The sequence below is a fragment of the Streptomyces sp. NEAU-174 genome (assembly GCF_052665095.1).
Map to the genome: position 1 here is coordinate 46,732 of NZ_JBQTCE010000021.1, position 13,210 is coordinate 59,941.

The 13,210-nt window shown below is 67.5% G+C and carries 13 protein-coding genes; 12 read left to right on the forward strand and 1 reads right to left on the reverse strand.

Annotated elements, in window-relative coordinates; all coding sequences use genetic code 11:
* Positions 1-74: 74 nt before the first annotated feature.
* Positions 75-2,213: a protein kinase domain-containing protein gene (locus ACT2CW_RS41935; protein ID WP_445520365.1), complete on the reverse strand. Its 2,139-nt coding sequence runs from the start codon at positions 2,211-2,213 to the stop codon at positions 75-77.
* A 250-nt stretch (positions 2,214-2,463) separates the two neighbouring features.
* On the opposite strand from ACT2CW_RS41935, the gene ACT2CW_RS41940 reads away from it, so the two are divergent.
* The 12 genes from ACT2CW_RS41940 to ACT2CW_RS41995 all read left to right on the forward strand — a co-directional run bounded on the left by ACT2CW_RS41940 (position 2,464) and on the right by ACT2CW_RS41995 (position 13,106).
* Positions 2,464-2,943 (forward strand): hypothetical protein, encoded by a 480-nt coding sequence (locus ACT2CW_RS41940; RefSeq protein WP_445520366.1) that lies wholly within the window; start codon positions 2,464-2,466, stop codon positions 2,941-2,943.
* Between the two features lie 12 nt (positions 2,944-2,955).
* Entirely contained in the window at positions 2,956-3,819 is an 864-nt protein-coding gene (locus tag ACT2CW_RS41945; protein WP_445520367.1) for a hypothetical protein, read from the forward strand.
* Between the two features lie 22 nt (positions 3,820-3,841).
* On the forward strand, positions 3,842-4,477 hold the full coding sequence (locus ACT2CW_RS41950) for a poly-gamma-glutamate hydrolase family protein (protein ID WP_445520368.1): 636 nt from the start codon (positions 3,842-3,844) through the stop codon (positions 4,475-4,477).
* A 5-nt stretch (positions 4,478-4,482) separates the two neighbouring features.
* Positions 4,483-4,815, forward strand: coding sequence for a hypothetical protein (locus ACT2CW_RS41955; protein ID WP_037946983.1), 333 nt, complete (start codon positions 4,483-4,485; stop codon positions 4,813-4,815).
* Positions 4,815-5,345, forward strand: coding sequence for a hypothetical protein (locus ACT2CW_RS41960; protein WP_445520369.1), 531 nt, complete (start codon positions 4,815-4,817; stop codon positions 5,343-5,345). The genes ACT2CW_RS41955 and ACT2CW_RS41960 overlap by 1 nt, the downstream gene beginning before the upstream one ends.
* Before the next feature lie 60 nt (positions 5,346-5,405).
* The gene (locus ACT2CW_RS41965; RefSeq protein ID WP_445520370.1) at positions 5,406-5,627 is read left to right on the forward strand and encodes a hypothetical protein; all 222 of its coding nucleotides are present in this window, start codon (positions 5,406-5,408) and stop codon (positions 5,625-5,627) included.
* Positions 5,627-6,055, forward strand: a complete 429-nt coding sequence (locus ACT2CW_RS41970; protein WP_445520371.1) for a hypothetical protein — start codon at positions 5,627-5,629, stop codon at positions 6,053-6,055. Before ACT2CW_RS41965 ends, ACT2CW_RS41970 begins: the two co-directional genes overlap by 1 nt.
* A gap of 14 nt (positions 6,056-6,069) precedes the next feature.
* Complete coding sequence (locus ACT2CW_RS41975) at positions 6,070-6,540, forward strand: XF1762 family protein (protein WP_166483751.1); 471 nt, start codon at positions 6,070-6,072, stop codon at positions 6,538-6,540.
* 84 nt (positions 6,541-6,624) lie between these two features.
* Positions 6,625-7,224 carry a phage tail tube protein gene (locus ACT2CW_RS41980; RefSeq protein WP_445520372.1) on the forward strand — a complete coding sequence of 200 codons (600 nt, stop codon included), beginning with the start codon at positions 6,625-6,627 and terminating at the stop codon, positions 7,222-7,224.
* Positions 7,225-7,327: 103 nt separating this feature from the next.
* On the forward strand, positions 7,328-7,846 hold the full coding sequence (locus tag ACT2CW_RS41985) for a hypothetical protein (RefSeq protein WP_037946994.1): 519 nt from the start codon (positions 7,328-7,330) through the stop codon (positions 7,844-7,846).
* A gap of 288 nt (positions 7,847-8,134) precedes the next feature.
* The gene (locus ACT2CW_RS41990; RefSeq protein ID WP_445520373.1) at positions 8,135-12,178 is read left to right on the forward strand and encodes a hypothetical protein; all 4,044 of its coding nucleotides are present in this window, start codon (positions 8,135-8,137) and stop codon (positions 12,176-12,178) included.
* Positions 12,165-13,106: a hypothetical protein gene (locus ACT2CW_RS41995; protein ID WP_445520374.1), complete on the forward strand. Its 942-nt coding sequence runs from the start codon at positions 12,165-12,167 to the stop codon at positions 13,104-13,106. Before ACT2CW_RS41990 ends, ACT2CW_RS41995 begins: the two co-directional genes overlap by 14 nt.
* Positions 13,107-13,210: the final 104 nt, after the last annotated feature.

The following is a 13,210-nucleotide window of genomic DNA, read 5'->3' on the forward strand; positions in this document are numbered from 1 at the left end:
CATAGAGTCCAGAGGCCCTGCACCAGGCTGAGGGCCTCTGGAACCGGCAAATCGGCTGGGCGGCCACTTAAACCTCAGGGAACAGCACCTGCTTCAATCGTAAATAGCCTGTTGTGGTTTGATATGGCGTACAGCCGACCGTTGGCACCCATGATCGGCCCTATGGGTTCTTTCATGGGGCGGTCTCCGGGGTTCGGCGGCTGGAACAGCCATGCCTGCTTGCCTGTGCGGGAGTCGAGTGCGGTGATGCTTCCGTTCAATTCAGAGCAGTAAAGTCGGTAGCCGAAGAGTGTCGGCGTGTTACAACGCACTGTCCAGCGTATCTTCTTGCTTCTGCTATCGACGGCGACGGTTTTCCAGGAGTTGACCTGGAGGAAGAAGGTGTCGTTGTCGGCAACTCCGTACAGCCCTTGACCGGCCCATAGGAAGCCGCTTCCCGAAACGCGGTTCGCGGCGCCTCCGGGGGCGGGGATACGCACGTGGTTGTGGGTACTGGTATCGAGACGCACCACCGCTACGTACCGGGAATCGATTCCACCATTATCACCGGTTTCATCCGCCTTGTCGCGGCGCTCGACCAGGTACACGGCGCCTGGTGCCGAACCCGCGTATGTCAGAGCCTTGTCCTTGGTGACGGACCATGCTGTGTATCCGGTGACGGGGTCGAGCGCAGTGATCACCGTGCGCTGGGGGCGTCGACTCAGAGGCTGCTGGGTCTCTCGGACCGTGTACAGGCCGTGAGGCGTCGCCGTGGGCACCTCGCGCTTCCGCAGGGGTCGGCTCCAGCGAATCTCCAGCGTTGCTATATCGACCGCCTGGAGTTCAGGTCTGGCACTGACCAGGTCCGTCATATACAGCGTCGATCCGGCCAGTTGCGCGGCCGGAAAGTCGGGGAGCCGCGCATAAGGGACCAGCCGGGTCCACACCGTTCTGCCAGTATCGGCGTCAAGCACGGACACCCTGGAGTCCAAGAATTGCCAGGAACCAGCGTCTTCGCGGACGCGCTCATAGGCGGTGATCACCCTGCCGTGGGCTGCACCGAGCACGACCGTGTCGCTGTACGGCGCTCTTGAGACTTTGGCTTTCTCCTTGGGGAGGTCACTGGTCCACGCAATGCTTCCGTCGTCGATGTCGACGCGGGTGACGGAGCCGTCTTCGGTCACACAGTAGATGGCCCCCTGGAGGGCGCATCGGCGAATATCGCCTTGCGCACTGAACGATGTCTCCCACGCGCCTTGCTCCTTCTGTGGTATGACTGCCGGAATCAGACCGATGGCGACCGCAGCAAGAGCCACTGCTCCTGATGTGAGGGCCGTCAGGCCCGCCACCCAGGCGGGCACGCGCCGGGTAAGCCACTGGCCGGTGACCGTTTGCAGCATATGGACCGCTGCGATAGGACCCTCGCGTTGGCGCTCTGGGCAGTCCAGCTCCGCGAGGAACTGTTCCAGGCCGGGGCGGCCGGACGGCGCCTTGCGCAGGCAGGCGGCGACAACGCTGCGTAAAGAGCCGGGCAGCTCGCTGAGGTCCGGTTCTTCGTGCATGCTCCGGTAGGCCGCCACGACAGGGCTGTCCGCCTCGAACGGGCTGTGCCCGGTAGCAGCGAAAACCAGCACAGAGCCCAGGGAGAACACATCAGCTGCCGGTCCCGCTTCCGATGGAGCTGTGAACTGCTCTGGCGCCATGTAGGCGGGCGTGCCGACGATCTGACCTGCGGCGGTCAGGGGCATGCCGTCCACGGCGCGGGAGACACCGAAGTCGATGATGAGTGGGCCGCGTGCACTCAGCAGGATGTTGCTGGGCTTGAGGTCGCGATGCACCACCCCGGCCCTGTGGATGTCCCGCAGGCCACGAGCCAGCGCCGTCGCCAGCCAGCGCAGCTCTTGTTCATTGAGTGGGCCGCGCTCTTTCACCCGGACGCCGAGTGATTCTCCAGGAATGTACTGGCTGGCCATCCATGGGGTCGGCGCGTAAGGATCGGCATCGACGATGGGAGCGGTGAACTCGCTGTGGACCATACGAGCAGCAGCGACCTCCAGTTCGAACCGTGCCCGGAACTCGGCGTCCTCAGCCCATTCACGCCCTATCACCTTCAGAGCAACCGGGCCGCCAGAAGCGGGTGACGCCCGATACACCACCCCCATACCACCGGCCCCCAGCCGACTCTCTAAACGATAGCCTCCCACGAAAGTGGGATCCCCCTTGCGTAATGCCACCCAACCCCCCAGCCGCGCAGTTTCCGGCAATCGGAGGCAACCCTAGGCCATGAGTCCTGCCAATGTCGGTCTATCGTACGCATTCAACTCAGCGAAACGTCACTGCTTAATTCCTGATCGTCTCCATCACAGCGGTGAATTGGAGTGGATCCTCCCTCACCCAGCGCCGACCGTACGGCACGGCGCGACGCAAGGAGACCCCCTCGTGCAGGGTGCGCGCGTTCGGACTGACATATGAGGAGCCCACTCCATGGCCACGACCGCCCGCGCCCGCAAGTTCGCCGCCAAGACGACTTCCGGGGAGATCCCCGCAAAGACCGCCGCCCCGGAGGAACCCACCGTCGCGGCCACCGGCAGCACCCCGCCCTCGCCGGATGCCGCCCCGCTGGAACCGCCGCACGTCGACGAGGCTCCGGAGCCCCCGGCGCCGAGCCCGTACGTCACGCCGACCGAGGTCATCCCCGACGAGGAAAACCTGTCCGACGTCATCCTCGACGACGCAACAGGTCAGCCGCCCGCGGACATCGACACCGTGTTCGTGCCGCTCACCCCGTTCGGCTCGACCCGCCAATGCGCCGTCCGTCTGGTCGAGCGCACCTTCCTCGGGCCACACCGCAACCCCGTCACGCGGCTCCTCCAGCCCAAGGGAGCCGTCGTCTCCGAGAGCATCGCCGCCCGCATCCGCGAACGCCTCGACGCGCAGGCCGCGCGTCTCGGCAGCAACCAGTAAGGGGGGAAAGGGGTGTCGATCTACGACCACAAACCCCTGTGGGCTGGGGCTCACTTCGACCCGGGCCCAGCCGGCGGCGAGGTGACACGCCTCGACCTGTACGCCACACCCGAGCGCGACGGGCCGGTGGTCGCTTCGGCCACACCCGCCGTCCGTCTCCGCGCCGGGGTGTACCGGTTCGATCTGCCCACCGCCGCCCCGGGCCGGTACTGGGGAACGGTCACTTTCACCCCCAGTTCGGCCGCGCAGCCCGTCACGGACACGTCCGTTCGCCTCGACCTGCCCACAGGCCAGGGCCTGGTCGGCTCACCCGAAGCAGTTGCGGATGCCCTCGGCGTCCCACTTCCCCTCACCTCCGCTCAGCGCACCACCTACGAGGAGGAGATCCGCAATGCGCAAGCTGACGTTGCCGCGTACCTCAACCGGTCGCTGGTACCGACCGCGACCACTGTGCGCGGCGTCACCCCCCACCGGGCGGACACGCTCGACGTCCTCGACGCCTGGCCCCTCCACCTCGACGACATCGCCGAGGTGGTCACCTACCGGGCCAATCCCAACGGAACGTACGACGTGGATCTCCTCATTGGCCTGAACGGCGCCCAGGAGGAGACGGTCGTGCGATACGTCGTCGCGCACGCCGCCGAGTCTGTACGGCAGCGCCCCGATCAGAACACAGGGCCCGGCCGTCGAGTCTCCTCGGTGAGTGCCGAAGGCCAGTCGGTCTCGTACGACTCCGCCCCCACCACCGGGCAGGCGGGCGCCCTTCCCGCGCTCAACAGCCTCAAGCGGCTGCGCCGCCTGGTGTTCCAGCCTCTGTCCCGCCCGTCACGCGCCCCATGGCCGTACTCGTCCGGCCGCACGCGGCGCTGGCGCTGACGGGAAGGAAGGAACAGCCCCCATGGGGGACCTGTACCAGTCGTATGCGGAGCTGGCCAGCGGCCAGATCGAAGGCATCCACTACCAACGCACATGGCGCACGAGCGCGTTCTCCAGCCTGCTGCACCTGGCCATCCACGGTGGCGGGATCGAGCAAGGCACCACCGAACTTGCCGACGCGGCCGCGGGCGACGTCCATGACTTCTACACCCTCGACGGGTTCAAGGACCCAGGCGCCAACACCGAGCTGCACATCACCTCAACCCGGTTCGACGAGCCGCAGGGCCTGGCTATGGCGAAGGCCGCGAGCCACATCGTGTCCTGGCACGGCGCAGCCGGCACCACGGCGCTGACCTATCTCGGCGGATTGGACTACAACCTCCGCGACCAGATCGGCGAGGCCCTGGCCAACGCGGGCTTCGCGGTCAGCGTGGCTTCCGAAGACCTCAGCGGAACCGATCCGGCGAACATCGGCAACCGCAGCACCCGCCGCATGGGCGTGCAGCTCGAACTCACCAACGCCCAGCGCACTCAGTTCTTCCAGGGCGGCGACATGAGCCGCGCGAACAGGAAGAACACCACGGCCGCCTTCACCGCGTACGTCACCGCAGTGACCACAGGTATCCGGCAGGCCCTCGTCATCCCCGGAAAGGGCTGAGGGCCGTGGCTGTCGTCCTGCCAAACCGGCTACTGACGCTGTACGCGCTCGAGCACCCATGGCACCGGGACGCCAACGGCGTCCCGGTGCCGTCGGCCCCGAACCAGCGGCCGGAGCCGCGCGGCACCTGGCCCGGCTCCGCACTGGAGCAGCCGGACAACGCTTGGTCCCTGCGCTTGGACCCCGCCGCCTGGCCCGTGGAGCCCGGCGATGTCGTCGGCGACGAAACCGGCATGACGTGGACCGTCACCACCTCCCGCCTCCACCACGTGCCCGGTTGCCCGGCCGTCGACTACGTCCAGGCCACCGCCACCCGCAATCCCCCGGAGGTGCCGTGATGGCGAAGTTCACCCCGAACCCATCGTTGGAAACCCTGCTCGCGCGGATGATCACCCCGCACGTCCAGCGCATCGCCCACCAGGTCGAGGTCGAGGCCAAGCGCTTGGCGCCGCCTACGAAACGGTGGGTCACGATGGCCGACGACAAGGTTCGCCCTGCCCACATCCAGGCGCAGGGCCAGGTCGTCCCCGGCAACTTGCGTTTCAAGGTCAACAGCATGGAATGGGACCGCAAGCACCGCGGCGCCGGCCCGAACACCTACATGCTCCAGCCCCGCGACCAGTCGTCCCGCGCCGTCGCGAACCTGAAGAACTGCCGCTGCACCGCGGCGATCGACCCGGAGGGTATCGCCCGGAACATCAGCACCGGCCAGCCGATCATCACCGGTAAGAGGGTCACCGTGACCGTAACGGCGCGTGGTCCGATGGTCGTCGAGGCCGAAGTGGGCACCGTCTACCCCGGCAATCTGTTGGCAGACGGCACCCATTTCATGGCCCGCGCGGCGGCGATCGTGGCCGCCCGACGCTGACGTGCACCCTCCCATGCGAGCGCGCGACGCAAGCACTGGCCAGCGCTCACAGTGCGCCGCATGACTACGAAGAACATCACCAAGACCACCGCACCGGAGCCCCCGGCGGACGAGGTCAAAACTGTCCACGTCACCTCCGCGCTCGGCACGAGGATGGAGACCATCACGCTGTCGCACCACTTCAATATCGAGGGCACCGACTACCTTCCGGGCGCCAAGGTCCGCGTACCTGCCGACTACGCCAGCCGTCTGCGCATGCAGGGCTACGTCGCTCACGCCTGATGGCCGCCGCCTTAGAACTCGCCGACGCCGATCCGGTATCGGCGATCCTCACCTGGCTCCAGAAGCACACGCGCGTGACCGACGCCCTGGGCGGCCCCGGCCGCGTGTCCGGGATCGCCGAGGCACCATGGCCACACCTGCGCATCGCCCACGGGCCCGGCGGAGACATGCGCACCCTGACGTGGGCGACGCAGCCCGAGGTGACCCTGGAGGTCTACGGCGACCCCGGCGGCTGGCCGGGACAGGCCGAACTGCGGCGGATCATCCTCGTCTGCGCGGCTGCCGTCACCGAACTGCCCGACACCCCGCACATACCGGGCCAGCCCGTTATCAGCGGCGTCCGGCCCTCCGGCACGCTCCTGTGGTCACCGCTCGTCGACGGGCAGCCGCGATGGCTCCTCGGCCTGCTGGTCACCCTCCACCCTTAGGCGAGGGCCGGGCCATGAACATCGAGGCCGAGGGGGTGCGTCTACACCTCGTGCCCCTGCGGCAGAAACAGGCGAAGGAGTTCGTCGCCGAGTGGCACCGGCACCACAGGCCGCCACCCGGTGCCGTTTTCACCGTCGGTGCCGCTGACCAGCACGGCGTGCTGCGGGCCGTAGCGATCGTCGGGCGTCCCGTCGCCCGTCACCTCGACGACGGCGAGACGCTGGAGGTCACCCGTACAGCGACGGACGGCGTCCGCAACGCCAACAGCCTGCTCTACGGCGCCTGCTGGCGCGCGGCGCAGGCCCTGGGCTACTCCCGCCTGATCACGTACACCCAGAAGGGTGAGTCCGGGGCGAGCCTGCGCGGCGCCGGGTGGCGAATCATCGCGCGGCGCCCACCCCGCGGCGGCTGGCACTGCGCGAGCCGTCCGCGTACGCCCCGAGGAACCGAGCACGTCGCGCGGACCCTCTGGGAAGCACCGTAGCGCCCCGGTCAGCGCGCGACGTTAACCCCTTGCTCTCCCCAAGGTTCCGGGGCCACATCACCGGACCCTAGGGAGAAGCCCGTCATGGCAGGCGAGACAGCCAACAACAACGAAATTGTCATCCCCTCGCTCACCCGCGTGTGGCTCGCGGAAGTCGGCACCACAGCGCCGACCGACGCCACCGTCGCAATGCCCACGGGCTGGCGCGCCGTCGGCCTGACCACCGAGGACAGCTTGAAGTTCAATAACGAACCGAACTTTGAGCAGGTCCGCTCTGCCCAGTCCTCGTACCCGACCCGAACTTTCCAAACGCAGGATGCGTCGACCATCGAAGTCGACCTCCAGCAGTGGTCCGGCGAGAACTTCCGGGCCGTGTACGGCGGCGGTGAAATCGCCGAAGTCACAGCCCAGGACTCCAAGAAGCACTACAAGTTCACGCCACCGAGGATCGGTTCGCGCACCGAGATCGCCGCGTGCATCGAGGTGATCGACGGCGGCAAGAACTACCGCTACATGGTCCCGCGCACCATGCAGATGGAGGGCGTGAACACCGAACTCGCCAAGACCAAGGAAGCCGTGTTGCCGCTCAGACTCGCGGTGCAGGGCGGTGATGACTCCGACGCCTGGTACGTCATCACCAACGACCCGTCCTTCGCCCCGGTCGCGCCGCCGACGAACGGCTGATCTCTCACCGCAGCAGCGTGCGACGCAAGCCTCACCGACTTGCCAATGTCCGCGTGCTGCCGCACCCGCGACTCAGCCCGCACACACGAGAGGCCAGCCCTTCATGTCCTTCGTCATCGACCTCGACGCCGCCGAACGCCGAGAGGTCCAGTACCCCCACGGCATTCCGGTGCTCTTCCACGGCGAGCAGTTCATCTACCCGGCCGAGCTGCCCGCCAAGACGCTCGACCCGCTGCTCGCCGACGAACTCGACCTGGTCGGCCTGCTCCGCGACGTAATCGACGCCAGCGAGAACCCGACCGCGTCTGTCGTCATCGACCTCATCTTCAAGCGGCCTCATCTGCCGCGCCAGTTCGTCGAGGCGATCTACGAGGTGCACCGCATCCTCCTCGGCACGGAGGAGTACAAGCGGTTCGAGGACCTGAACCCGTCGCTCCCCGCATACGTCCGCCTCACCGTGGGCCTGATCAAGGTCTACGGAGTTGACCTGGGAAAGTCCTTCGGACTGGGCGACTCCTCCGAGAGCGATGGGGAGACGTCGAGTCCGACCTCAGCCGATTCCACGGACTCGACGCCCGAGGAATCTGGCGGCGCCCCGGAGAGCCCGGCTTCCTCGGGCTGAGGCGTCTGATCGTCCTGATCGACGGCCTCCCCGAGGAGTCCCGTATTCAGTCCGCCCAGATCGCCGGATGGACCAAGGAGACGGAACTCCTGGCGCAGCTGATCGAAGAGGTCAGCATCCTGGCCGCCGACCGGCGTCGTGAAGAACCGACGTCCGTTCCTCGTCCGTACCACCCCGCCGACGCCGCCCTCGAGTCATCTGGCGCGCAGTCGCAGCCGCAGCCCGCCCCCAAGCTCACCGGGCACCGTCAGATGCTCGCGGCCGCAATGCAGAGAGGAATGGTCCGCCGTGGCTGAGGGCATGCAGGCCGGCCGCCTTGACGTGCCGGTCGTCGCCAACCTCGCCGGATTCGCGCGTGAGCTGCGCACGAAGGTCGAGGAGGCCGCCGAGGGGCTGGCCGTCAAGGTCAAGGTCAAGGTCGACGCCAAGGGCCTGCGCAAGAAGCTCGAGACCGCTGTCAAGGAGGCGTCGAAGGGCGTCAGCGCCAAGGTCAAGATCAAGATCGACGACCAGCGTCTCCGCGCCGAGCTGGACGACATCACGCGGCGCATCGCCGGTACTGACGTCCGCGTGCCCGTCCTGCCCAATGGTGACTCGGACAGCCGGAGCCGCAGCGGCGGCTTGCTGTCGGGCGTCCGCGACCTGATCCGCGGTGCGCAGGGCGAAGCCGACCACACACCGGTCAACGTGCCGGTGCGGATGCGGATGCCGCACGGTCGCAGGTCGATGCGGATGCTCGGCATTGGCTCCCTGATCTCCCTCGCCCAGCCCGCCGTCGCCGCGCTCACCCAGTACGGCGCCGGACTGACCGCGCTCGTCTCGGCCGCCGCGCCCGCCGTCGGCGTCCTCGGCGCGATACCCGGGCTGATCGCCGCAGCCGGTGTAGCGGCGATCAGCACGAAGACAGCATTCGGCGGGTTCGGCGAGGCCCTGAAGCAGACCCTCAAGGCTCAGCAGCAAGCCGCCTCCGGCACCAAACAGACCAAGGCACAGCAGGAGGCCCTGGCTCAGTCCCTCAACGGGCTGTCCACCTCCGCTCGCAAGACCGTCACGACGGTTGCCAGCCTGAACAGCGCGTGGCGCAAGATGCGCCAGTCCGTGCAAGAGCGCTTCTTTTCGCAGGTCGCGGACGAGGTCAAGCCGCTCTCGTCCGCGGTGCTGCCGCTCCTCAAGGACTCGCTCGGCGACACGGCTGGCCAGATGGGCAATCTCGCCAAGCGCGGCGCACAGTTCATGCAGACCGGCCCGTTCCGCCGGGACTTCAAGAAGATCGCGGCCACCAACAGCACGGCCATCGGTCACATGAACGATGGGCTCGCCAACCTCGGGCACGCGAGCCTCGACTTCCTGGTGGCTTCCGGCCCTTTCGTCGAGCGGGTCAGCCGCGGCGCGGAAAGGTTCACGCAATGGGCACGGGCCTCCGTCCAGGCCGGACGAGAGACCGGCTCCCTGTCCAGATTTCTTGATCACGCCGGGGACAAGGCGGCGCAGCTCGGCCGCTCCACCTGGGACCTGGTCAAAGGTCTCGGCGGCGTCGGCAAGGCGGCGCAGGACAGCGGTAACGCCCTGCTCGACGGGTTCGAGGGCACCATGAACCGCTTCAAGCAGTGGGCGAACTCGGCCAAGGGCCAGGCGTCGATGAAGCAGTTCTTCTCCGACGCCGCGCCCACGTTCCACGAATTGAACCTCCTGGTCGGGGACTTCTTCCGCGGACTGGGGCGAGCTGCGAAGGACAACGGCGTCACGGATCTGATCAGGCAGCTCCGTACGGAGCTGATGCCCGCGCTTGGGAGCTTCTTCGATTCCGTCGGCCACTCGATTGGACCGGCGCTGATCAGCCTCGTCTCCAATTTGGCTACCGCGTTCGGGAACCTCTCAGCGGCTGGCAGCGGGCTCGGCGTCCTCCTGGCCGCCTTCAACGGCCTGCTGCACATCTTCAACTCACTGATGAGTGCGATACCCGGCGCGAACACTGCCCTGGCCGCGCTGCTCGGCACGATGCTCGCACTCAAGGTCGTCTCCGCCGTCTCGACCGCGCTTCGCGGATTCGGCACATCGGTGACCGCGGCCACTCGGTCCGCGACATCGCTGGGCAACGTCATGCGCGGCACCCTCGCGGCCGGGACGATCGGCCCCCAGGCCACCGTGTGGCAGCGCATGGGTAGCGCCTACCGCACCGCCGCCGCCGAGGGCGGACGCCTGTCCGGCACGCTGCGCGGCATCGGAGCCGCGAACCGGGTGGCCTCCAGATCACTCGGCGGCATGACGGCCGCGCTCGGCGGGCCTCTCGGAATCGCCATCGCCGGCGTCACGATCGGGCTGGGACTGCTCGCCGCGAAGCAGGAGGCCGCAGCCCGCGCCGCAGCCGCACACGAGGAACGCATCAGCTCCCTGGCACAGGCCCTCGCGGACTCGAACGGCCAGATCGACGCGAACGTCAGGGCTCAGGCGGCGCAGTATCTCCAGGACGTCAAGCTCTCCGACGGCAAGAGCAAGCTCGTCGACGTCCTCCGTAGTGCCGACGTGAGCTTGAAGCAGGTCACGGACGCCTACCTCGATCAGGGCGGCTCCATTGACGGACTGGAGAAAAGGCTGCGCGGTCTCGCGAAGGAGACCGAGCGCTATGTGTCGATGGGTCCCAAAGCCGACGTCCTGAAGATGACGCCCCAGGGGGAGAAGTACAAGGCCGCCGCCGATGCGCTGAAGGGAATGAGCGGCGAGTTAGACAAGTCGAAGTCCAAAGCGAAGGAACTGAACGAGGCGGTCAACGGCACAGCCAGCACCGGCACGTCCGCATACGACCGTCTCCAGGCCGCCGTGCAGGGCTTCGGCGACAAGACCAAGAACGCCGACGAGCGAGTCGACAACCTGCGCCGCGCGCTCGACGCGCTCAGTGGCAATTCCCAGTCCTTCCACGACGCGACCGCCCAGCTCAACTCCGTGATGTTGCAGATCGACGACACGATGAAAGGCAACATTGACCGGGCTGAGGGCTGGGGCAAGGCTCTCGTCGACAGCGATGGTCTGGTGAACACTGCCTCCCGCAACGGCCAGACGCTGAACAGTCAGCTCACCGAGATGCGCGACGCGATGCTCAGCGTCGCCACCCGCGCGCAGGAGGCCGCCGAGCAGGGCCTGATGCCCATGTCCGAAGCGATGGACAAGGGACAGGGCGCGATGGAGCGGGCCCGCGCGAAGGCCATCCAGCTCGCGATGGACATGGGCATCCCCAAAACGCAGGCGAAGGCACTCGCCGACCAGATGGGATTCATCCCGGATACCGTCACCACGCTAATGACGACCAAGGGCATCCCGGAGTCCACCGCCCAGATTCTGGGGTTGCGCGGCAAGCTCGACAGCCTGGGCGCCGGGAAGTCCATCACCGTTAAGGCGCCGACCGCCGCCGCGCGCAAGCAACTCGAACTCCTCGGGTTCAAGGTGCAAACCCTGCCCGGCGGCAAGAACGTGAAGATCACTGCGCCGACGGGCGGGGCCCGCGTCAGCGTCGCCGCCTTGGCCCAGGACATTGCCAATGCGCCGAACCGGAAGAACGTCACGGTCAACGCGATCATCAAGAAGGCGACGGGCGACCTGCAAGTGATCCGCGACAAGGTCGCGGGCCTGCCGCCCGGCAAGAAGCTGAAGATGGAAGCGCCGACGAAGACGGCGCAGCAGATGATCAAGGACCTGGGTTTCAAGGTCAGGGACCTCAAGGGCAAGAAGGTTGAGATCACGGCCCCTACCGGATCAGCGACCTCGCAGGTCCAGGCGATCCAGCGAAAGATCAACAGCCTTACCGGCAAGACGGTCCATGTCACGATCCAGTACACGACCAAGGGCAAGCCGTACGTCTCCGAGAACGCCAACGGCGGCATTCTGCGGTACGCCGATGGAGGGATTCACCGCGTCGGCGGCCGGATCAAGGCATTCGCGGCCGGAGCCGAACGGCACGTTGCGCAGATCGCACGCCCCGGCGAGTGGCGGCTGTGGGCTGAGCCGGAGACCGGGGGCGAAGCGTACGTCCCCCTCAGCCCGTCGAAGCGCACCCGGTCGAAGGCGATCGTCGAGCAGATCGTGCAGGAGTTCGGCGGTGTCGTGGCCTGGGCGAACGGGGCGTTGCGCCAATACGCCGACGGCGCGGTGGCCATCAACCGCAGTACCCGCGCGGCCGCGCCACGGGTTTCGGTTCCGCAGGCGGTCAGCCCTGCTCTCGTCGGGGGTGACCTCAATCTCACGATGACCGGTGAGCCCATGAGCCCCGGAGCAGCGCTGAACGATGCGATGTTCGAGCTGAGGCGCATACGCAGGGGAGGTGCCCATGTCGCTGGCTGAGGGCGAATGGCAGCTGTCGTACAGCGCGAACGGCGTGCACCCGGGTGCCTCGTTCACGTTCGGCACCATCCGGTCCGGCTACTACCTACTGGAGCCGTACGAGATCGCGTACGGCGACACGGACGCCGGGGACACGCCGCTGCCGCGCGCCGACGGCATCCGGTTCGGGCAGGACTTCAAGGCCGCGGCCACCATCACCTTCGAGGTCGGCGTCGACGCTGTCGACGACGCGCCCACACAGCAGGGCAGGCACAGCGCGGCCCTGAACCGACTGTCCGTGTTCGGGCAGGCGTGGGATGCCGAGGCGTTGCGCCTGCGCTTCGCCACCCCCGCAGTGCTGTCCACCACGCAGGGCGGTCGGGCCCGCCGCTTCTACGGGCGGCCCCGCAAGTGGGCACCCGCCGCGTCGAGGTTGACCCGGCAGGGCTACACGCCCGTCGTGTGCACCTTCGCCTGCCAGGACGACACCGCGTACGACGACGTCGAGCAGAGCGTCCGCGTCGACATCCAGCCGCCACCGCACCGTGGGCTCGTCGGCCCGCTGACGACCCCGCTGACAATGACGGGCGAGAGCAACGGAAAGGCCGCCGGGGACGTCACAGTGGGCGGCACCAAGCCGACGTGGCCCGTCATCACGATCTGGGGCCCGATCATCCAACCCGCATGCGAAGTCGTCGGCCGCTGGAAGGCGTCCCTCGACCTCACGCTGGCCGCAGGTGAACGTGTCGTGATCGACCCCCGACCGTGGGCCCGGACTGTGCTGCGCAACGGCAAGGCGTCGGTGGCTGGGCTCCTCTACCGCAGCACGCCGCGTCTCGAGGACATGCGGCTACCCGTGGGCCGACAGGACGTCGTTCTCCGCGGCACGGACACCACCGGCACGGCGTACATGACGGTGGCCTGGCGCGACGCGCACGCATACCTCTGACCTCGAACCGTGATCACCGCGAGCGCCCCGGCAGCACGCGACGCAAGGGAGTCGCCCGTTCAACACTCCTCGCCGATTCGACCCAGCAATCAGCGGAGGAACAG